General features: G+C 73.1%; 24 protein-coding genes and 1 pseudogene. 6 read left to right on the forward strand and 19 right to left on the reverse strand.

Annotation, left to right across the window (positions count from 1 at the left end; genetic code table 11):
• The 11 genes and pseudogenes from R2740_RS17985 to R2740_RS18035 all read right to left on the reverse strand — a co-directional run.
• On the reverse strand, positions 1-502 hold a 502-nt coding region (locus tag R2740_RS17985; RefSeq protein ID WP_371304072.1), incomplete at its 3' end, for an MFS transporter.
• 97 nt (positions 503-599) lie between these two features.
• A complete protein-coding gene (locus R2740_RS17990) occupies positions 600-827 on the reverse strand; it encodes a hypothetical protein (RefSeq protein ID WP_371304073.1) in 228 nt (75 codons plus the stop codon).
• 100 nt (positions 828-927) lie between these two features.
• Entirely contained in the window at positions 928-1,815 is an 888-nt protein-coding gene (gene mutM / locus R2740_RS17995) for a bifunctional DNA-formamidopyrimidine glycosylase/DNA-(apurinic or apyrimidinic site) lyase (RefSeq protein ID WP_371304074.1), read from the reverse strand.
• Between the two features lie 8 nt (positions 1,816-1,823).
• Positions 1,824-2,501: a ribonuclease III gene (rnc, locus tag R2740_RS18000; protein WP_371304075.1), complete on the reverse strand. Its 678-nt coding sequence runs from the start codon at positions 2,499-2,501 to the stop codon at positions 1,824-1,826.
• Between the two features lie 40 nt (positions 2,502-2,541).
• Complete coding sequence (rpmF, locus tag R2740_RS18005) at positions 2,542-2,727, reverse strand: 50S ribosomal protein L32 (protein WP_371304076.1); 186 nt, start codon at positions 2,725-2,727, stop codon at positions 2,542-2,544.
• 20 nt (positions 2,728-2,747) lie between these two features.
• Positions 2,748-3,299, reverse strand: coding sequence for a DUF177 domain-containing protein (locus tag R2740_RS18010; protein WP_371304096.1), 552 nt, complete (start codon positions 3,297-3,299; stop codon positions 2,748-2,750).
• A gap of 106 nt (positions 3,300-3,405) precedes the next feature.
• Positions 3,406-3,912 (reverse strand): pantetheine-phosphate adenylyltransferase, encoded by a 507-nt coding sequence (gene coaD / locus R2740_RS18015; protein WP_371304097.1) that lies wholly within the window; start codon positions 3,910-3,912, stop codon positions 3,406-3,408.
• Entirely contained in the window at positions 3,909-4,514 is a 606-nt protein-coding gene (gene rsmD, locus R2740_RS18020) for a 16S rRNA (guanine(966)-N(2))-methyltransferase RsmD (protein WP_371304098.1), read from the reverse strand. Before rsmD ends, coaD begins: the two co-directional genes overlap by 4 nt.
• On the reverse strand, positions 4,511-4,972 hold the full coding sequence (locus R2740_RS18025) for a hypothetical protein (RefSeq protein WP_371304099.1): 462 nt from the start codon (positions 4,970-4,972) through the stop codon (positions 4,511-4,513). The genes rsmD and R2740_RS18025 overlap by 4 nt, the downstream gene beginning before the upstream one ends.
• Positions 4,909-6,849: pseudogene (locus tag R2740_RS18030) on the reverse strand (ATP-dependent DNA helicase RecG); the annotation flags it as partial. The pseudogene R2740_RS18030 and the gene R2740_RS18025, both read right to left, overlap by 64 nt.
• Positions 6,785-8,488 (reverse strand): DAK2 domain-containing protein, encoded by a 1,704-nt coding sequence (locus R2740_RS18035; protein WP_371304077.1) that lies wholly within the window; start codon positions 8,486-8,488, stop codon positions 6,785-6,787. The gene R2740_RS18035 and the pseudogene R2740_RS18030, both read right to left, overlap by 65 nt.
• Before the next feature lie 166 nt (positions 8,489-8,654).
• On the opposite strand from R2740_RS18035, the gene rpmB reads away from it, so the two are divergent.
• Entirely contained in the window at positions 8,655-8,840 is a 186-nt protein-coding gene (gene rpmB, locus R2740_RS18040; protein ID WP_371304078.1) for a 50S ribosomal protein L28, read from the forward strand.
• Between the two features lie 112 nt (positions 8,841-8,952).
• Here the strand turns inward: rpmB and R2740_RS18045 are convergent, their stop codons facing one another.
• Positions 8,953-9,906 (reverse strand): thiamine-phosphate kinase, encoded by a 954-nt coding sequence (locus R2740_RS18045; protein ID WP_371304079.1) that lies wholly within the window; start codon positions 9,904-9,906, stop codon positions 8,953-8,955.
• Positions 9,907-10,162: 256 nt separating this feature from the next.
• Here R2740_RS18045 and R2740_RS18050 point away from each other — a divergent pair, with 256 nt between their 5' ends.
• Positions 10,163-10,399, forward strand: coding sequence for an Lrp/AsnC family transcriptional regulator (locus R2740_RS18050; RefSeq protein WP_244932230.1), 237 nt, complete (start codon positions 10,163-10,165; stop codon positions 10,397-10,399).
• A 91-nt stretch (positions 10,400-10,490) separates the two neighbouring features.
• Positions 10,491-10,964, forward strand: coding sequence for a DUF3515 domain-containing protein (locus R2740_RS18055; protein WP_371304080.1), 474 nt, complete (start codon positions 10,491-10,493; stop codon positions 10,962-10,964).
• A gap of 25 nt (positions 10,965-10,989) precedes the next feature.
• Here R2740_RS18055 and R2740_RS18060 read toward each other — a convergent pair whose 3' ends face one another.
• Positions 10,990-12,177, reverse strand: a complete 1,188-nt coding sequence (locus R2740_RS18060; RefSeq protein WP_371304081.1) for a D-alanine--D-alanine ligase — start codon at positions 12,175-12,177, stop codon at positions 10,990-10,992.
• 33 nt (positions 12,178-12,210) lie between these two features.
• On the opposite strand from R2740_RS18060, the gene R2740_RS18065 reads away from it, so the two are divergent.
• Positions 12,211-13,284, forward strand: a complete 1,074-nt coding sequence (locus tag R2740_RS18065) for a PLP-dependent aspartate aminotransferase family protein (protein WP_371304082.1) — start codon at positions 12,211-12,213, stop codon at positions 13,282-13,284.
• A 99-nt stretch (positions 13,285-13,383) separates the two neighbouring features.
• Here R2740_RS18065 and R2740_RS18070 read toward each other — a convergent pair whose 3' ends face one another.
• Both R2740_RS18070 and R2740_RS18075 read right to left on the reverse strand, forming a co-directional pair.
• Positions 13,384-14,385 (reverse strand): NAD(P)H-dependent glycerol-3-phosphate dehydrogenase, encoded by a 1,002-nt coding sequence (locus R2740_RS18070; protein WP_371304083.1) that lies wholly within the window; start codon positions 14,383-14,385, stop codon positions 13,384-13,386.
• A 2-nt stretch (positions 14,386-14,387) separates the two neighbouring features.
• Positions 14,388-15,161 carry a lysophospholipid acyltransferase family protein gene (locus R2740_RS18075; RefSeq protein WP_371304084.1) on the reverse strand — a complete coding sequence of 258 codons (774 nt, stop codon included), beginning with the start codon at positions 15,159-15,161 and terminating at the stop codon, positions 14,388-14,390.
• Between the two features lie 135 nt (positions 15,162-15,296).
• Here R2740_RS18075 and cofC point away from each other — a divergent pair, with 135 nt between their 5' ends.
• On the forward strand, positions 15,297-15,896 hold the full coding sequence (cofC, locus tag R2740_RS18080) for a 2-phospho-L-lactate guanylyltransferase (RefSeq protein ID WP_371304085.1): 600 nt from the start codon (positions 15,297-15,299) through the stop codon (positions 15,894-15,896).
• An 83-nt stretch (positions 15,897-15,979) separates the two neighbouring features.
• On the opposite strand, the gene R2740_RS18085 is transcribed toward cofC, so the two are convergent.
• The 3 genes from R2740_RS18085 to leuC form a co-directional block, all read right to left on the reverse strand.
• The gene (locus tag R2740_RS18085) at positions 15,980-16,591 is read right to left on the reverse strand and encodes an HU family DNA-binding protein (protein ID WP_371304086.1); all 612 of its coding nucleotides are present in this window, start codon (positions 16,589-16,591) and stop codon (positions 15,980-15,982) included.
• Positions 16,592-16,774: 183 nt separating this feature from the next.
• On the reverse strand, positions 16,775-17,374 hold the full coding sequence (gene leuD, locus R2740_RS18090) for a 3-isopropylmalate dehydratase small subunit (protein ID WP_371304087.1): 600 nt from the start codon (positions 17,372-17,374) through the stop codon (positions 16,775-16,777).
• A 20-nt stretch (positions 17,375-17,394) separates the two neighbouring features.
• Positions 17,395-18,795, reverse strand: coding sequence for a 3-isopropylmalate dehydratase large subunit (leuC, locus tag R2740_RS18095; protein WP_371304088.1), 1,401 nt, complete (start codon positions 18,793-18,795; stop codon positions 17,395-17,397).
• Positions 18,796-18,879: 84 nt separating this feature from the next.
• Between leuC and R2740_RS18100 the strand changes: the two genes are divergently transcribed.
• Complete coding sequence (locus tag R2740_RS18100) at positions 18,880-19,602, forward strand: IclR family transcriptional regulator (protein ID WP_371304089.1); 723 nt, start codon at positions 18,880-18,882, stop codon at positions 19,600-19,602.
• A 12-nt stretch (positions 19,603-19,614) separates the two neighbouring features.
• Here the strand turns inward: R2740_RS18100 and R2740_RS18105 are convergent, their stop codons facing one another.
• Positions 19,615-20,097: a methylated-DNA--[protein]-cysteine S-methyltransferase gene (locus tag R2740_RS18105; protein WP_371304090.1), complete on the reverse strand. Its 483-nt coding sequence runs from the start codon at positions 20,095-20,097 to the stop codon at positions 19,615-19,617.

Below are 20,097 nucleotides of genomic sequence, written 5' to 3' on the forward strand. Positions count from 1 at the left end.
GCGCCGCGCCGACCGGAGGTCCGGCGAGCTGGTTCAGGGTGAGGTAGCCGGTGAAGACCCGGGCGTTGGCGATCCCCAGGTCGGCCTTCGCGACCAGCATCGGCGCCAGCGTGCCGCCGGTGGTGTCGACGAACGTCTCGGCCACGCCCACCAGGAACAGCAACGCCAGCAGCAGGGTGATCGACAGCGTGTCGGTCCAGATGAGCCCGACCAGCACTGCCACCACACCGGCGCGAGCCAGGTCGCCGACCATGATCAGCAGCCGGCGGTCCAGGCGGTCCGCGAGCACGCCGGCGTACAGCCCGAACAGCAGCCACGGCAGCTGCTGCAGCAGCGGCGCCAGCGCGACCAGCAACGGGTCATGGGTCTGCGAGGCGATCAGCAGCGGGCCGGCGGCCAGCGCGATGCCGTCGCCGAGGTTGGTCACCCAGGACGAGGCGAGCAGCCAGCGGAACGGCCGGCCGAGCCGCTTCGGGACGACGGTCTCGACGAGGCGGCTCACGAGGACGAGAGGCTACTCGCCCGCCGGGGCGGCGTCATCGGAGTTTCGCTGCGGACGCACCGCTCCCCCGGCACAGGGCCGGGGTGGTTGCCTGGGATCAGGCGGGCTGCATCTCCTGCACGGTGTCGAGCTCGGCGTCCATCGCGTCCGCGTCGAGGTCGAGCAGCGCGGCGGCCCGGGCGGACAGCAGCGCGTCGTTCTCCTCCTGGAGACGAAGCACCAGGGACTCGAGCTCGCCCACGCGGACGCGCAGCCGAGCATTCTCGACGGCGAGTCGGTCGGTGTGCAGGTCGCTGTTCAGGTAGCCGATCAGCGCCTTGGCCATGAAGTGAACCCTCCGGGGGTCTGGAGTGTTGTTCGGCGAACGATCCCGAACCGGGCTGCCTTCAAGAGTCTCACTCGCGGGGCCCCCGGTCAAACCAACATCAGGTGTCTAGGCCGGTACGCCGACGGCGCGGGGCCGGCTGGCAGTGCGGGCAGAAGTACGACGACCGGTTCATGAACGACACCCGGCGGATCGGCGTACCGCACCGACCGCAGGGCAGCCCCTCCTGGCCATAGGCGAGCAGGGACCGGTCGAAGTACCCGGACTCGCCGTTGACGTTGACGTAGAGCGCGTCGAAGGAGGTGCCGCCCTCGTCGAGCGCGGCGGCCATCACCGCACGGGCCTGCGCCAGCACCTCACGCACCTGGGCGCGGGTCAGCCGGTCGCCGGGCCGCTCGCCGTGCACCCGGGCCCGCCACAGAGCCTCGTCGGCGTAGATGTTGCCGACGCCGCTGACGAGGGACTGGTCGAGCAGCTGCCGCTTGATGCCCGAGGACCGTCGGCGCACCCGGCCGACGAAGGCGTCGTCGTCGAAGGCCGGGTCGAGGGGGTCGCGGGCGATGTGGGCGATCTCGGAGGGCAGCTCCGCGCCGCCGGGCGAGAACGCCAGGCCACCGAACATCCGCTGGTCGACGAAGCGCAGCTCGAGCCGCTCCCCCTCGGTGTCGGCGAGCGCCGGCGACAGGGCGAAGCGGACCCGCAGGTGCCGCTCGTCGGGGGCGCCGACCGGCTGCACCAGCATCTGCCCGCTCATGCCCAGGTGGCCGAGCAGGGCGTCGCCGTGGTCGAGGGCCAGCCAGAAGTACTTGCCGCGACGGCGGACCGCCTCGACCCGACGACCGGTCAGGGCGGCGGCGAAGCCCTCCGGGCCGCGCGGGTCGCGCCGGACCGGGCGGGGGTGCAGCACCTCGACGGCGACCAGGGTCCGTCCGGTGACGTGGGTCTCGAGGCCGCGGCGGACGACCTCCACCTCGGGGAGCTCGGGCATCGCTCGGGCTAGCGGCCGTGGGCGGCCTGGAGCTCGCCGTAGGCGGTCTCCGCGGCGCCCTGCTCGGCCTCCTTCTTGGACCGGCCGACGCCGTGCCCGAAGAGGTCGTCACCGACCCGCACCTGGGCCGTGAAGGTCTTCATGTGGTCGGGGCCGTCGTCCTCGATGACGTACTCCGGCACGCCGAGCCCCAGCTCGGCCGTGAGCTCCTGCAGGGAGGTCTTCCAGTCGAGGCCGGCGCCGAGGTCGGCGGCGGCCTCCAACACCGGGTCGAAGAGCCGGTGCACCGTCTCGGCGGCCGCCTCGAGACCCCCGGAGAGGTGGATCGCCCCGATCACCGCCTCGACGGTGTCGGACAGGATCGAGGCCTTGTTGCGGCCACCGGTGGTCTCCTCGCCGCGACCGAGCTTGATGTGCTCGCCGAGCCCGACACCGCGCGCGACATCGGCCAGCGCGCGGGCGTTGACGACCGCGGCCCGCAGCTTGGCCAACCGGCCCTCGGAGAAGTCGGGGTGGGTGAGGTAGAGCGTCTCGGTGACGACGATGCCGAGCACGGAGTCGCCGAGGAACTCCAGCCGCTCGTTGGTGGGGATGCCGCCGTTCTCGTAGGCGTAGGAGCGGTGGGTGAGGGCGCGGTCGAGCAGCTCGGGATCCAACGGAGGGTTCCCGAGCGCCTCGCGCAGCACCCCGTAGTCCGGGGTCTCCTCGCTCAGCGGACCGGAGGGGTCAGAGGACCTGGCGGCGGCTGGAGCGAGCGCCGTACTGGCCGCACTCGCCGCACGCACGGTGCGGGAGGTGCTTGGCCCCGCAGGCGGGGTTGGCGCAGGTCACCAGCTGGGGCGCCACGGCCTTCCACTGGGAACGGCGGTGGCGGGTGTTGCTGCGCGACATCTTGCGCTTCGGAACAGCCACGGTCTTGGTCTCCTCGGTCGTCAGTCCTCGTCCTGCTGCAGCGCCGCCAGGCCGGCCCAGCGCGGGTCCACCGCCGCGTCGTGTGCGTGGTCCGGGTCGTCCGCGAGCCGGGCCCCACACTCGGGGCACAGTCCCGGACAGTCGTCCGTGCACAGCGGCTGGAACGGCAGCTCGATCACCACCGCATCCCGCAACAGGGGCTCGAGGTCGAGCAGGTCTCCCTCGAGCCGGCGGACGTCGTCGTCGAGGTCTCCCTCGCGGCCATGGTCGCGGTCGTCGTACTCGAACAGCTCCTGGAAGTCCGCGTCCACCTCGTCGGTGATCGGCTCCAGGCACCGCGCGCACTCGCCCTCGAGGTCGGCGTGAGCCGACCCCGTGACCAGGACCCCCTCCATGACCGCCTCCAGCCGCAGGTCGAGGTCGACCGGCGAGCCTTCGGGGACGTGCAGGACGTCGATGCCCAGATCAGCCGGAGCCGGCACCGTCCGTGACACCTGTCGCTGGGACCCCGGGCGGCGACCGAGCTCGTGGGTGTCGAGCACGAGCGGCGCTCTCGGGTCCAAGCCTGACAGGGGAGTCACTTCCGGTGTTCGGACACGGCAGATCAGCGAGAATCGTATCGGTCGGGGCGGTCCGGACCAAACCGGCCGACGCTGCGGTCGGTGCCGGGCCGGCCGCTCACGCCTCGGAAGTACGCCGCTCGGCCAGCCGGGTCAGCAACCGCTCGCGCACCGGCTCGGGCAGCAGCCCGGTGACGTCCCCGCCGAGCGAGGCGACCTCCTTGACCAGCGACGACGCGAGGTAGGCGAGCTCGGGCGCGGTCGGGAGGAAGACCGTCTCGACCTCAGGAGCCAGCCGGGCGTTCATCTGCGCCATCTGCAGCTCGTAGTCGAAGTCGCCGGTGCGCAGCCCCTTGACGATGGCCAGGGCGTCCTGCCGGCGGCAGAAGTCGGTGAGCAGCCCGGAGAAGCCCTCGACGCGCACGTTGGTGAAGCCCGCGCAGGCCTGGCGAAGCATGTCCATCCGCTCCTCGGCGGTGAACAGGCGGGTCTTGCTGACGTTGACGCCGACGGCGACCACGACCTCGTCGTAGAGGCGGGCGGCCCGGGAGATCACGTCGAGGTGGCCGTTGGTCACCGGGTCGAACGAGCCGGGGCAGACCACCCGGACGAGGGGGCGGGTCATCGGCGCTCCTCCGCTCCGGCGGGCTCCCCCGGGTCGGGGAGCAGGTCGGCGTGACCGTACCAAAGAACGGTCTCGCCGTAGCGGCGCTCGCGGTCGCCGACCAGGCCGGCCGGCCAGGCCAGCGGCTGGCTGCGCGTCGCCCGCTCCACCACCACCAGCGTCTCGTCGTGGAGCCAGCCGTGGCCGACGAGCCGCTCGAGCAGCGCGACGACATCGGGCGTGGGCAGGGGGTAGGGCGGGTCGGCGTAGACGACGTCGAACGGCGCGCCGGGGTCGCGGCTCAGCGCGGTCATCGCGGAGGCCGTCACGACGTGCGCCACCTCGCAGCCCAGGTCGCGCGCGTTGGCGGCGACCAGCGCGGCCGTGCGACGGTCCTGCTCGACCAGCGTCACGTGGGCGGCGCCACGCGACCAGGCCTCCAGGCCGACCGCGCCGGAGCCGGCGTAGAGGTCGAGGAAGCGGAGGTCGTGGAGCGAGCCACACCACGACTCGACGGAGGAGAACAGGGCCCCCCGGACCCGGTCGGACGTGGGCCGGGTGCGGTCGCCGTGGGGGGTGGCGAGCCGCCGGCCACGGGCCACGCCGCCGATGATCCGGGTCACGACTTCTCCATGAACTCGGACTCGACGGAGACCTCCAGCGCGAGCACCGCCGCCTCCAGCTCGGGCGCGCCACGGAGCTCCGGGTCGGCCTCGAGCAGGCGCTCGGCCTCCTCCCGCGCCGCCACGATGGTGTCCTCGTCGCGCAGGACCCGGAGGTCCTGGAGCGAGGAGCGGAAGCCGTGCTGGGAGGCGCCGAGGACGTCGCCCTCGCGGCGCAGCTCGAGGTCGACCCGGGACAGCTCGAAGCCGTCGGTGGTGGCGGCGACGGCGGCGAGCCGCTCGCGGGCGGGGTCTCCGCCTCGGCGGCGGTGACCAGGAGACACAGCCCCGGGTGGCCGCCGCGGCCGACCCGGCCACGCAGCTGGTGGAGCTGGGAGATGCCGAACCGGTCGGCGTCGAGCACCACCATGGTGGTGGCGTTGCCGACGTCGACGCCGACCTCGATCACCGTGGTGCACACCAGCACGTCGATCTCCCCGGCGGCGAAGGCCCGCATGGTGCGGTCCTTCTCGTCGGCCGGCAGCCGGCCGTGGAGCATCGCCACCCGCAGCCCGTTGAGCTCACCCAGCGTCAGCTCGGTGGTCATCTGCTCCACGGCGGCGAGCGTCGTGGGCGGCGTGATCGGGTTGCCCTCGTCGTCGTAGTCGACGACCGGGATCTCCCCCGGCTCGGAGTCGTCGTCGGAGATGCGCGGACAGAGGACGTAGGCCTGGCGTCCGGCTGCCACCTCCTCGCGGACTCGCGCCCAGACCCGGGAGACCCAGCCGGGCTGCTCGAAGAGCGGCACCACCGTCGTCTGGATCGGCTCCCGTCCGGCGGGCAGCTCGGTGAGCGTGGAGACCTCGAGGTCGCCGAAGACGGTCATGGCGACCGTGCGCGGGATCGGCGTCGCGGTCATCACCAGCACGTGCGGGGGCGTGCCGGCCTTGTCGGTGAGGGCGGCCCGCTGCTCCACGCCGAAGCGGTGCTGCTCGTCGACCACGACCAGGCCGAGATCGGCGAACTCGACGTGCTCCTGGAGCAGCGCGTGGGTGCCGATCACCAGGCCGGCGTCGCCGGTGACGATGTCGAGCAGCGCCTGCTGCCGCTGCGCCTTGGACTGCGAGCCGGTGAGCAGCGCGACGGTGGTGCCGTGCTCGGCACCGCCGAGCATCCCGCCCTGGGCCAGGTCTCCGAGCATCGCGGTGACCGAGCGGTGGTGCTGCTGGGCGAGCACCTCGGTCGGCGCGAGCAGCGCCGCCTGGCCGCCGGAGTCGACCACGCGCAGCATCGCCCGCAGCGCCACCACGGTCTTGCCGGAGCCGACCTCGCCCTGGAGCAGGCGGTTCATCGGCCAGGGATGGGCCAGGTCGTCGAAGATCTGCTCGCCGATCGCGCGCTGACCCTCGGTCAGCGTGAAGGGAAGTCGCTCGTCGAACGCCGCGAGCAGCCCGCCGCCGCCGGTGCGGGCCTGCGCCCCCTGCGCGCGGACCGCGGCGCGGCGGCGGGCCAGCACCAGCTGGGTCACCAGCGCCTCGCTGAAGCGGTAGTGGCGGCGGGCGGCGTCGACCTGCGCCCGGTCGTCGGGCGCGTGGATCCAGTCGAGCGCGGTGCGGGCGTCGGGCAGGCCGTGCCGCTCGCGGACCTCCGCGGGCAGCACGTCGGGCGGCTGGCCGTCGTCGAGCACGGTGCGGGCGAAGGTCACCGCGCGCTGGAGGTCCCACGAGTCGAGACCCTTGGTGAGGGGGTAGAGCGGATAGAGCCCCTGCGTGCCGGTCAGCACGGCGACGGTGTCGGGGTCCTCGTCGTCGGAGCCGTCAGCGGCGAACATCACCGCGCGCGGGTTGGTCAGCTGCCACTGGCGGCCGAACGTCGAGACCTGCCCGACGAACAGACCGCGCCGCCCCTCGGCGTAGGTGCGCCCGAACCAGCCGGCCGTGCCCTGGTTCTTGGCGAAGAAGGTGATCGACAGGTCGGCCCCGTCGGTGTGCAGCGTGGTCTCGAGACGGTACGCCGGCCGCCGGGTGCGCCGGTCGGTGTAGGTCTTGACCTGGCTGTGGGTGATCTCGCCGACCACGGTCAGCACCTGGCCCGGCCGCAGGTCGCGGACCCGGGTCAGCCGACCCGTCTCGAGGTAGCGGCGCGGGAAGTGCCGCAGCAGGTCGCCAACGGTCCGCAGCCCCAGCCCCTCGACGATCGCCTTGCGCTTGCCGGTGCCGGCGCGGCCCGAGAGGTCGCCGAGCACCGCCTCGACCGGCGAGTCGAGCGTGATCACGCGAGACTCCCTCCGGCTACTCGACCGACAGCAGGAGCGGGTAGCGCTCCTGCCCACCGTCGTACACCACGGCGTCGACATAGGGGTGTCGCTCGGTGACGTAGGCCGCGCAGCGTTGCGCCAGGCTGCCCTGGCCCGCCCCGTCCCCGGCGCCCCCGACGAGCGTGACGAGCTCACCACCACCGCCGAGCAACCGGTCGAGCACCTGGCGGGCGACCTGCTCGAGGTCGTCGCCGACGATCGCGAAGTCGCCGGCGATCACGCCGAGCACGTCGCCGGGCTCGCAGGGGCCGGCCATCGTCATGGCCTGCCGCGCCGCGACCGTCACCGCGCCATGGCGGACGTGCCGGGCGGTGGCCGTCATCTCGAGCACGTCCTGGTCGAAGGCCCGGCCCGGCTCGTGCACCGCCAGCGCCGCGATCCCCTGGACCTGGGTGTGGGTCGCGATCACGGCCGCCCGGACGTCGTGGTCCTGCTCGGCGGTGCGAGCCGCGATCTCGGCGACGCTCACCGAGTCGGCGTCGTTGGGCAGCAGCACCACCTCCGAGGCGCCCGAGGCGACGATCGCCTCCAGCAGCATCGCCGCCGACGGACGGTCGCCCGGGCCACCGGGGATCGCGGTCGCGCCGGCCTCCTCGAACAGCGCGCCCAGCCCCGGACCGGCCGCGACGGCGACGACCGCCCGTCCGTGCGTCTCCCCCGCCCGGGCAACCTTGGCGCGGGCGGCGGCGACCTGCTCGGCGAAGTGCACGACGCGGATCCGGTGGGGGCGGCCGGCGGCGATGCCGGCCTCGATGGCGGGGCCGACCTCGTCGACGTGGACGTGGACGTTCCAGAGCCCGCCGCCACCGACCACGACCAAGGAGTCGCCCTGGTCTGCCAGCGCGGCGCGCAGCGGAGGGATGGCGTCGGCGTCCGCGTCGAGGAGGTACATCACCTCGTAGGCCGGACCGTCGGGGGTGAGGTCCTCCCCCGGACGGGGGGTGGGGATCTGGTGGGTCCCCAGCGGCGCCGGGGCCGAGGGGGCGCGCCGTCCGGTCAGCACGGTCTCGGCGGCGTCGAGCACCACGCACAGCCCCCGACCGCCGGCATCGACGACCCCCGCGTCGCGCAGCGTCTCGAGCTGCTCGGGCGTCCGCGCCAGCGCCTCGCGGGCGGCCGTCGCGGCAGCGCCGAAGACGTCGCGGGCCCGCGCTCCGGGGGCGTCGACGAACGGGGCGGCGGCCTCGGACGCGGCCCGCATCACGGTCAGGATGGTGCCCTCGACGGGTCGCCCCACCGCGGCGTACGACGCCTCGGTGGCCTCGCTGAGCGCCTCGGCGAGCACCCGGGCCGCGCGCTCGTCGGACGTGGCGCGCGCGATCCGCCCGGCGACCGCGCCGAGGATCTGGCTCAGGATGACCCCCGAGTTGCCGCGCGCCCCCAGGAGCGACCCGCGGGCCAGCGCCTGCATCGCCGGCGCGACCTCGGCCTCGGGGTCGAGGGCCGCCTGCTCGCGGAGCGCATCGCGACCCGCGGACATGGTGAGGAACATGTTGGTGCCGGTGTCGCCGTCGGGCACCGGATAGACGTTGAGGGCGTCGATCTCCTCCCTGGCCGCGGCCAGGTGGTCGGTGGCCAGGTCGGCGAAGCGCAGCATCGCCGACAGCTCGATGGGACGCCGGGCCTGGCCGTCCGGGCGCACCGCCGCCCGCGGGCCGGTGTCCGCGCTCGTCTCCACGTGGGTCAGGCTAACGGCAGGGAGCTCGGACGCCCGGCAGGGTCGCGGGCACGATTTCGGGCTGTCGGCGCGGGTCGGCTACTCTTGTGCGGTTGCCCACGCGACCCGGTCCGGGAGCGCGCAGGGCGTCCGACCCAACGCATCTCGATCGTTTCAGGAGTTCACGGTGGCTGCCGTCTGCGACATCTGCGCCAAGAAGCCCAGCTTCGGCAACAACCGACCCTGGTCGCGCAAGATCACCAAGCGTCGTTTCAACCCCAACATCCAGCGCGTCCGGGCCACGGTCAACGGCACGCCCAAGCGCCTCAACGTGTGCACGGGCTGCCTCAAGGCCGGCAAGGTCACTCGCTGACCAGCTGACCTCGTCTCGACAGGGCTCCGCCGATCCGGCGGGGCCCTTCGTGATTTCCGGGCCGGCGCTGCCCGGGCTGCCCGAGGGCGGCGGGGCTCACCTGCCGCTGGGCTCAGAAGTGGGTGAACCCCGGGCTGCCGTCGTAGGTCTCGCCGTCGACGGTGACCCCCTCCCCGGCCAGCACCTCGCCGATCACGGTCCAGCCGGGGGGCAACGTCGCACCGCCGGGGAAGGTCGCCAGCAGGGCATGGTCGTCACCCCCGCCGAGCACCAGCGTCACCGGGTCGGCGCCGAGCGCGGCCGCCACCGCCTGCAGCGGCTCCGGCACGTCCAGCGCCTCGGTGCGCAGGTCGAACCGCACCCCGGAGGCCCGCGCCAGGTGGCCGGCGTCGGCCACGAGTCCGTCGGATACGTCCACCATCGAGGTGGCGCCGGCGTCGGCGGCCGCCGGCCCCGCGTCGTACGGCGGCTCCGGTCGGCGGTAGGCCTCCACCAGCACGCGTGGCGACCGGAACCCCCGACCGAGCACGGTCAGCCCACCCGCCGCCCAGCCCTGCCGGCCGCAGAGCGCGACCACGTCACCCGCCTCCGCGCCCGAGCGGAGCACCGGCGCGACGGTGCAGGTGCCGAGCACGGTGACCGACACGACCACCTCGTCGGCCGCCGTGAGGTCGCCGCCCACGACGGTGGCGCCGACCAGTCGGGCCTCGTCGGCGAAGCCCCGGGCGAAGTCGACGGCCCAGGACGCCGGCAGGCCGGCCGGAGCGGCCAGTCCGATCGTCAGCCACCGGGCCCGGCCGCCCATCGCGTTGATGTCGGAGAGGTTCTGCGCCGCCGCGCGGTGGCCGACGTCCTCGCCCGAGCACCAGTCGCGGCGGAAGTGGCGTCCCTCCACCATCAGGTCGGTCGACATCACGACGTGGCCCGTCTTCACCCGGAGCACGGCCGCGTCGTCGCCCGGCCCGACGAGCACCTGTGCGTCCTCCCCCGCGAACAGCGGGGTGAGCGCATCGATGAGCCCGAACTCGCCGACCTCTCCCAGGGTCGCCTCGGGCGGGAAGGTCATGGGGCCATCCCACCAGATCCGGCGGCCCCTGGCGGCAGGGCGCGCGGTCGGGGTTTGACGCCTCCGAGGAGCGAGATCGCTGATCTCGAGGCCGAAATGGACGATCTGGCTCCTCGGAGGGGCCTCAACGGCGCCTCACCGGCCGCACGACGCACCCCCGTAGGGCCCCGTCAGCCGCCAGTCCCGCTGGCCGAGGTGCGCTCCCCGCACGATAGGTTGGTCTCGTCATCCGTCCGACCCCACCGGAGGAGAGCCCATGGTCGTGCAGGCATACATCCTGATCCAGACCGACGTCGGCAAGGCCGCCGAGGTCGCGAAGGCGATCGCCCAGGTCAAGGGCGTCACGCTGGCGGAGGACGTCACCGGTCCCTACGACGTGATCGTGCGGGCCGAGGCGCGCAACGTCGACGAGCTCGGCAAGCTGGTCGTGGCCAAGGTGCAGACGCTCGACGGCATCACCCGCACCCTCACCTGCCCGGTCGTCCACATCTGACCCTGCCCCTCTCCTCCACCGCTTCACCCCGACCTTGTTCCGCCGCGCGCCGTCCCGGATCGCCGGGCTCCGGGCGACGGACCTGCTACGCGTGGCCCTGCTTTCCGTGGCCCTGCTGCTCGTAGGCCTCCTGTCCGCGTGCGAGTCCGACAAGGTCCCGATCGGCTCGCCGACGCTCGAGGCAGCCGACCAGGCCGCCTGCACGGACCTCGTCGACGCGCTGCCCGACACCGTCGCCGACGAGCTGCGTCGCCCGGTCGACCCCGAGGACGCCCTCGGCGCCGCCTACGGCGACCCCGCGATCGTGCTCGTCTGCGGCGCCGACATGCCCGCCGACTTCGACGAGTTCTCCCCCTGCGTGGAGGTCGACGGCGTCGGGTGGTACGTCCCGGTCGACGAGATGGGCGACCAGCCGACCTCGGTCACGATGACCACGATCGGCTTCCGGCCGGCGGTGCAGGTGACGGTGCCGGAGGCCTACTGGCGGCAGGGCGCGCCGGCCGCTCAGGTCGACCTGGCGCCCGCCATCCGGCGTCCGCTCACGCGCGAGTCGCGCTGCCGCTGAGCCGGTACGTCGACCGGTCGAACCGTCAGCGCAGACCGGTCCCGCGGGCCAGTGCCAGCTGGATCAGACGGTCGACCAGACTCGGGTAGTCGAGCCCGGAGGCCGCCCACATCCGCGGGAACATCGAGGTCGGGGTGAACCCGGGCATCGTGTTGATCTCGTTGACCACCAGCTCGCCGCCGGGCATCACGAAGAAGTCGACGCGGGCCAGCCCCTCGCAGCCCACCGCCTCGAAGGCGCGGGCCGCCAGCGCCTGCAGCCGCTCCGTGACGCCGGGCTCCAGCTCCGCCGGGACGTCGAGCTCGGTGTGCTCCTCGGGAAGGTACTTGGCGGCGAAGTCGTAGAACTCGTGCTCGCCGCCGATCCGGATCTCGGCGGGCACGCTGGTCTCCGGCGGACCGTCGAAGGAGCCCAGGACCCCGCACTCCACCTCGCGTGCGCCCTCGGCCGCCACCTCGACCAGCACCTTGGGGTCATGCTCGGCGGCGGCCAGGATCGCTGCCTCCAGCTCGGACTCGTCGTGCACCTTGGAGATGCCGATGCTGGAGCCGCCGCGGGCCGGCTTGGCGAAGAGCGGATAGCCCAGCTCTGCCGCACGCGCCCGGCAGCCCGACGGGTCGCGTGCCCACTCGCTGGCGGTGACCGTCGTCGAGGGCAGCACCGGCAGCCCGGCCGCGGCCAGCACCACCTTCATGAACGCCTTGTCCATGCTCACCGCCGAGGCAAGCACGCCGGCGCCGACGTAGCGCACCCCGGCCATCTCGAGCATCCCCTGCAGCGTGCCGTCCTCGCCCCACGGCCCGTGCAGCAGGGGGAAGACGACGTCGACCTCACCGAGCGCGCGCGGTGGCGCGCTCGGCTCGGCGACGACCAAGGACGTGCCACGGGCGTCACGGCTCAGCGACACCGCGGCGCGGTCCGGGTCGACCGACGGCAGTCGGTCGGGCGCCTCGATGCGCAGTCGCTCCGGCTCGGCGGACTCCAGCACCCAGCGGCCGTCGGTCGCGATGCCGATCGGGACCACGTCGTAGCGGTCGGGGTCGAGGGCCTGCAGGACGCTGCCGGCCGTCACGCACGAGATGGCGTGCTCGCTGGACCGGCCGCCGAAGACGACGGCCACCCGGGGCCTGCGCCCGGGGTCGGCGGGCGCCCCGGTCGCCTGCCCGGTCGGCTGCCCGGTCGGGTCCTCGGTCGGCTCGTCTGGGTGGCTCATCGGGGCCGACCCTACCGGCCTAGGCTGGGCCTCATGCCCGCCGACCCACGGGACCCCGCTCCCGCCACCGTCGTCGTCAAGGCCGCCCGCCCCGAGGTGCTGCCCGACGCTCCGCTGAACCCGCCGGTCACGCTGGCGTCGACGTACGTCGCCGGTGGCGACCTGGAGTACGGCCGCTACGACAACCCGACCTGGCAGGCGTTCGAGGAGGCGCTCGGGGCGCTCGAGGGCGGTCGCTGCCTGACGTTCTCCTCCGGGCTGGCCGCGGTCGCCACCGTGCTCGACCTGGTCGGCCAGGGCAACACGGTGGTCGCGCCGCGGCATGCCTACAACGGGGTGACCATGCAGCTCGCCGACCTCGAGGCGCGCGGCCGCGCCACGGGGGTCCTGGTCGACGCGACCGACACCGAGGCGGTGATCGCCGCCGCCGAGGACGCCGCGATCGTGTGGCTGGAGTCACCGACCAACCCGGCTCTGGAGGTGGTGGACCTGGCGGCCGTGATCTCCGGCGCCCACGGCGCCGGGGCCCGGGTCGTGGTCGACAACACCTTCGCCACTCCCCTGCTGCAACGCCCGCTCGACCTGGGCGCCGACATCGTCGTGCACTCCGCCACGAAGTACCTCGCGGGCCACAGCGACGTCCTGATGGGCGCCGTGGTGACGCGGGACGCCGAGGTCCACACCGCCCTCAAGAGCCGCCGCGACCTGATCGGCGCGGTCCCCGGCCCCATGGAGGCCTGGCTCGCGCTGCGCGGGCTGCGCACCCTGCACCTGCGCGTGGAGCGTGCCCAGGCCAATGCCTCGGAGCTCGTACGCCGGCTCGAGGGGCACCCGGCGCTGGCGGAAGTGCGCTACCCCGGCTTCGGCGGCATCGTGTCGCTGGTGCTCGCGGGCGGGGCGGCCGCCGGTGACCAGCTCACCCGCGACACGGTGCTGTGGGTCCACGCCACCTCCCTGGGCGGCGTCGAGTCGACCTTCGAGCGTCGCCGCCGATGGGCCTCCGAGCCGGCCACCATCCCCGATGGCCTGGTCCGCCTCAGCGTCGGCATCGAGGACATCGAGGACCTCTGGGCCGACCTCTCCGAGGCCCTCTCGCGCCTCGGTTGACCCGGCAGAAGTTCACCTTCACCCGGCGGAAGTTCACGAGGTTCTGCCGGGTCAACCCGAGGTTCTGCCGGGTCAATCCGAGGTTCTGCCGGGTCAACCTCAGTCGGTCTCGGCCTTGGTGTCGCGGCTGGTGAAGGCCTCGACGAGCTCGGAGGCGGTGGCGCGGCCCTGGACGACCAGGTCGACGTGCTCAGCGATGGGGGCGTCGACGCCGGTGCGGTGGGCGAGCTCCACGATGGAGGAGCACGACTTGGCGCCCTCGGCCACCTGGCGGGTGCTGGCGTAGATCTCCTCGGTGGTCAGCCCGCGGCCCAGCTTCTCGCCGAAGGTGCGGTTGCGCGAGAGCGGTGAGGAGCAGGTGGCGACCAGGTCGCCGAGGCCCGCCAGGCCCATCAGGGTGAGCGGGTTGGCACCCAGCGCCGTGGCCAGCCGCGCGGTCTCCGCGAGCCCACGGGTGATCACCGAGGCGGTCGAGTTGTCGCCGTACCCGAGCCCGATGGCCATGCCGACCGCCAGCGCGACGACGTTCTTGTAGGCCCCGCCCAGCTCACAGCCGACCACGTCGGTGCTGGTGTAGGGGCGGAACGCCGGCGAGTGCATCAGCTCCTGCAGGCGTTGGGCGACCGCCTCGTCCTCGCAGGCGACCACCGAGGCGGCAGGCTCGCGACGAGCGATCTCCTTGGAGAGGTTGGGACCGCTGACGACCGCGATCCGGTCGGGCCCGGCGCCGGTGAGCTCGGCGATCACCTGGCTCATCCGCTCCAGGGTGCCCAGCTCGACGCCCTTCATCAGCGAGACCAACGGCGCCGACGCCGGCAGCACCGGCGCCCACTCGGCGAGGTTGCCGCGCAGCGTCTGCGAGGGCACGGCCAGCACGACGACGTCAGCCGCGCTCGCCGCCTCTTCGGGATCATGGGTGGCCCGGATCGACTCCGGCAGCGAGATCCCATGCAGGTAGTCGGGGTTGGCGTGCTGATCGTTGATCCCCGCGCACACCTCTTCGCGACGGCCCCAGATCGTCACGTCGTTGCCGGCGTCGGCGAGCACGATCGAGAACGCCGTGCCCCACGAACCGGCCCCGAAGACCGCGATCCTGGCCATGCCTACCTCCCGGACCGCGGCTTGCGCGGCTTCTCGTTGGGGTTGCCGATCGGCCGGACGCCGGCCTTGCGGGGGTCGAACCGCTCGCTCGGAGGCGCCTCGTCACGCAGATCGGCCACCAGCGACGTGAGCGCCGCCATGATCCGGTCGGTCGCCTCGCCCACGACCGCCGGCGTGTGCGGCTGGTCGACCAGGTCCGACAGGTCCACCGGGTCGCCGGCCTTCATCAGCACGGTCTTGCGGGGCACCAGGTCGGGCTTCTTGGCGTACGGCGCGAGCAGCTCATGCGAGCCCCACTGGCCGACGGGGATGACCGGGCAGCCGGTCTCGAGGGCGATCCGGGCGGCACCGGACTTGCCCTGCATCGGCCACAGCCCAGGGTCGCGGGTCAGCGTGCCTTCGGGATAGACGACGACGCACTTGCCCTCGCGGATGCCGGCGACCGCCGCGTCGAAGGCCCCCACGGCGTTGCGGGTCAGCCGCTCGACCGGGATCTGGCCGACGGTGCGCAGGAAGCCGCCGAGCACCTTGTTGTCGAAGAGCGTCGACTTCGCGAGGTAGTGCGGCAGCCGGCCGTGGTCATAGACGAAGTGGGCGGCCATCAGCGGGTCGATGTGGGAGATGTGGTTGAAGACCACCAGACAGCCGCCAGTGGCGGGGATCTTCTCGCCGTCGCGCCAGTCGCGCCGCACCGACGCGAGGATCGGCGGCTTGAGCACGCCGACGGCGAGGTTCCACGCCCAGTTGCGCTTCTCCGTCGTCCTGCGAACCGTCACCTGCCACCTCTCCCGCGGGGCCGGTCGACCCGGCCGTGGTGTCCTCGTGCGCTCCGGACCCGACGGCAGCAGGCTACTCGGTCGGGTGCGGGGTGGCCGATCCCGACCAGCGCGGGCGGCTGTCAGAATCGGCCCGTGTCGCCGACCGTCGTGCTGCTTCCGGTGAAGCGCCCCGAGCTGGCCAAGTCACGGCTCGCGTCGCTCGGCGAGGAGGTACGCCGGGAGCTGGCGGTGGCGTTCGCGCTCGACACGCTCGCGGCCGCGCTGGCCGCGAGGTGCGTCGACGAGGTCGTGGTGGTGACCGACGACCCCACCGTGGCGGGGCGTGCCCGTGCCGCCGGGTCGCGGGTCGCCCCCGACGCCGGCGAGCTCAATGCGGCGCTGCGCGCCGGGGCCGAGCGCCTGGACCCCTCGTCGTACGTCGTGGCGCTGTGCGCCGACCTGCCCGCCCTCCAGCCGGCCGACCTGGACGCAGCGCTGAGGGAGATGTCCGGTGTCGAGGCCTTCGTCGGCGACCGGCAGCGCCTCGGGACCACGACCTATGCCGCGCCCTGGGCGCGGTTCACGCCCCGCTTCGGGAGCGGCTCCGCCGGGCGCCACCGGGCGGCCGGTGCCGTCGAGGTCCTCGGCGCGCTCCCCACGCTGCGCCTCGACGTCGACGACCCGGAGTCGTTGGGTGCGGCGGCCGAGCTGGGCCTGGGTGAGCACACCCGCAGTGTGCTCGCCGCCAGGTAGGCAGGGCACCCGCGGCCGCGCTGGTCACGAGCGAAATGACGACGGTGGCCGACCCCGTCGGGGCCGGCCACCGTCGAGGTGACTCAGGACTTCTTGGCGGTCTTCTTGGCCGGGGCCTTCTTCGCCGTGGTCTTCTTGGCGGGCGCCTTCTTGGCCGGGGCCTTCTTGGCAGGAGCCTTCTTCGCCGGCGCCTTCTTGGCCGTGGTCTTCTTGGCCGGGGCCTTCGCCGCCGAGGTCTTCTTGGCAGGAGCCTTCTTCGCGGGCGCCTTCTTCGCCGCGGCCTTCGCCGGAGCGGCCTTCTTCGGAGCCGCCTTCTTGGGAGCGGCCTTCTTGGCGGCGGCGGTGGTCTTGCTCGCCGCGGCCTTGGCCGGAGCGGCTGCCTTCTTGGCGGTCGCCGCGGGCAGCTTCGGCAGCTTCTTGGCACCCGAGATGACCTTCTTCAGGTCGGCGCCGGCGGTGAACTTCGGCACGGCCGTCTTCTTCGCCTTGATCCGCGCACCGGTCTGCGGGTTGCGCACCCAGCGCGCCTCGCGGACCCGCTTCTCGAACGAGCCGAAGCCCGTGATCGCGACCTTCTCGCCCTTGGCCACCTCACGCGTGATGGTGTCCAGCACGGACTCCAGCGCGTGGGACGCCGCCTTGCGGTTCCCCTCGTAGCGCGCGGCCAGCGCGTCGATGAGCTGTGACTTGTTCACTAGCTTCCCTTCCCAATGAAACGCGTCGGGTCGGGCCGGTGCCCGACTTTCACCTGGAAACGCTAGGTGTTTCCGGCCTTCGCGCCACTATACGACGCGGCGTTTCGCGAGGAATTCAGCCGCAAACGGCCCGAAAACCCCCGTGACGACAGGGTTCCCGCCCCTCGACGCCGCCGTCGAGGGCTACAGCGTCGCCGGCTTGTACGACGGCCGCGCGGCCTCGAAGGCCGCGATGTCGGCCTCATGACCCAGGGTGATGCCGACGTCGTCGAGCCCCTCGAGCAGCCGCCACCGGGTGTAGTCGTCGATGTCGAAGGAGTCCTCGACCGCCGTCTCGCCCTCGCCCGCGCGGATCGTCCGCGACTCGAGGTCGACGGTGATCGTCGTGCCGGGCTCGGTCTCCAGCAGGTCCCACAGCCGCTGCACGACCTTCTCGTCGACCTGGGCCGCGAGCAGGCCGGCCTTGCCGGAGTTGCCCCGGAAGATGTCGGCGAAGCGGGAGGAGACCACGACCTGGAATCCGTAGTTCTGCAGCGCCCAGACGGCGTGCTCGCGCGAGCTGCCGGTGCCGAAGTCAGGACCGGCGACGAGCACCGAGCCGCCGGCGTACGCCTCGTTGTTGAGCACGAAGTCGGGGTCGCCTCGCCAGGCCGCGAAGAGGCCGTCCTCGAAGCCGGTGCGGGTGACCCGCTTGAGGTAGACCGCGGGGATGATCTGGTCGGTGTCGACGTTGCTGCGCCGCAGCGGGACGCCGACGCCGGTGTGGGTGCTGAACTTGTCCATGGTTCCTCCTCGACCAGCAGTCAGGCCAGGTCGGCCGGGGACGACAGGGTGCCGCGCACCGCCGTGGCGGCCGCGACGGGGACGGAGACCAGGTGGGTGCGCCCGCCCTTGCCCTGACGTCCCTCGAAGTTGCGGTTGGAGGTCGACGCGCTCCGCTCGCCCGGCGCGAGCTGGTCGGGGTTCATGCCAAGACACATCGAGCAGCCGGCCCCGCGCCACTCGGCGCCGGCCGCGAGGAACACCTCGTGCAGCCCTTCCTCCTCGGCCTGCATCCGCACCCGAACGGACCCGGGCACCACCAGCAGGCGGGTGCCGTCGGCGACCGTGCGGCCCTCGAGGATGGAGGCGGCGGTCCGCAGGTCCTCGATCCGGCCGTTGGTGCACGACCCGACGAAGACGGTGTCGACCGGGATCTCGCGCATCGGGGTGCCGGCGGTCAGGCCCATGTAGGCCAGCGCCTTCTCGGCGGAGATCTTGTCGGTCTCCTCGTCGAAGTCGTCGGGCCCCGGCACCACGCCGCCCAGCGGCACGCCCTGACCGGGATTGGTGCCCCAGGTGACGAACGGCGTCATCGTCGAGGCGTCGAGCACGATCTCCTTGTCGAACTCCGCGTCGGCGTCGGTGACCAGCGTCTGCCAGTGGGCGACCGCGGCCTCCCAGTCGGCGCCCTTCGGCGCCTCGGCACGACCCTCGATGTAGTCGTAGGTCGTCTGGTCGGGAGCGATCAGGCCGGCCTTGGCGCCCCACTCGATCGACATGTTGCAGATCGTCATCCGGGCCTCCATCGAGAGCTCCTCGATGGCCTGGCCGCGGTACTCGACGACGTAGCCCTGGCCGCCGCCGGTGCCGGTGTGCGTGATCAGCGTGAGCACCAGGTCCTTGGCCGTGACGCCCTCGGGCAGCGAGCCGTTGACGGTGACCGCCATCGTCTTCGGCCGCGCCTGCGGGAGTGTCTGGGTCGCGAGCACGTGCTCGACCTCGGAGGTGCCGATGCCGAACGCGAGCGCGCCGAACGCACCGTGGGTGGAGGTGTGGGAGTCGCCGCAGACGATGGTCATGCCGGGCTGGGTCAGACCCAGCTGGGGACCCACCACGTGGACGATGCCCTGCTCGATGTCACCCAGCGGGTGCAGCCGGACGCCGAACTCCGCGGCGTTCTTGCGGAGCGTCTCGACCTGTGTCCGGCTCACCGGATCGGCGATCGGCCGGTCCCAGTCGACGGTGGGGACGTTGTGGTCCTCGGTGGCCAGGGTCAGATCGGGCCGGCGTACGCTCCGGCCGGCGAGGCGAAGGCCGTCGAAGGCCTGCGGAGAGGTCACCTCGTGGAGCAGGTGGAGGTCGATGTAGAGGAGGTCGGGCTCCCCCGCGGCCGACCGGACGACATGCTCGTCCCACACCTTCTCCGCCAGGGTCCGGCCCATGGCTCGCCTCCCTCAACGTCGTGGCTCGCTACCTACGGGAGCGTAGCACTTGCATCCCATGATCTGAGACGGCAGTATTGCCATATGGACAACTCCAGCGGCGTCGGCGTCCTCGACAAGGCGGCCCTCGTGCTCTCCGCCCTCGAGGCGGGGCCGGCCACCCTGGCCGGACTCGTGGCCGGGACCGGCCTGGCCCGACCCACCGCCCATCGGCTGGCGGTGGCACTGGAGCACCACCGGCTGGTGGCCCGCGACATGCAGGGCCGGTTCGTGCTCGGCCCCCGGCTCTCCGAGCTCTCCGCCGCGGCCGGCGAGGACCGACTGCTCGCCGCGGCCGGCCCGGTGTTGGCGCGACTGCGCGACATCACCGGCGAGTCGGCGCAGCTCTGGCGCCGCCAGGGCGACCACCGCGTGTGCGTCGCTGCGGCCGAGCGCCCGTCCGGGCTGCGCGACACGATCCCGGTCGGCTCCCAGCTGACCATGCGCGCCGGCTCGGCCGCGCAGGTGCTGCTGGCCTGGGAGGACCCCGAGCGGATGCACCGCGGCCTGCAGAACGCCGCCTACTCCGCGGCCGCGCTCTCCGGCATCCGCCGCCGCGGTTGGTCGCAGAGCGTGGGCGAGCGCGAGCAGGGCGTGGCCTCGGTGTCCGCACCGGTCCGCTCCCCCGGTGGCAAGGTGATCGCCGCCGTCTCGGTCTCCGGGCCGCTGGAGCGGCTCTCGCGCCAGCCGGGCCGGATGCACGCGCCCGCGGTGCTCGCCGCGGCCGAGCGACTGTCGGAGTCGCTGCGCCGCGCCGCCGAGGAGTGAGGGGGCGGCCCCTCAGAACAAGGCGTCCTGCTCCAGCTCGAGCAGCGTCTGCTTGCGCTCCAGGCCGCCGGCGTAGCCGGTCAGGCTGCCGTCGGCCCCGATCACCCGATGACAGGGGATCACGATCGGGATCGGGTTGCGCCCGTTGGCGAGACCGACGGCCCGACTGGCGGCGTTGGTCATGCCCAGGCGATGCGCGATCTCGCCGTACGACGCGGTCTCGCCGTAGCCGATGGCCCGCAGCTGGTCCCACACCCGCCGCTGGAAGTCGGTGCCGTCCGGCGCGAGCGGGAGGTCGAACTCCTTGCGGTCACGCGCGAAGTACTCGGTGAGCTGACGCACCGCCTCGCGCAGCACCGGGCTGTCGTCGGCGCGCTCGCCGCGCGGCCGGCCGTCGGGCGAGTGGCCGAATGGCGTGAACTCGATCGCCGAGATCGCGCCGTGGTGCTCGACGAGGCGCAGCTCGCCGATGGGTGAGTCCATCACGGTCCACAT

The sequence above is a fragment of the Nocardioides sp. genome, from assembly GCF_041393715.1.
Lineage (GTDB): Bacteria > Actinomycetota > Actinomycetes > Propionibacteriales > Nocardioidaceae > Nocardioides.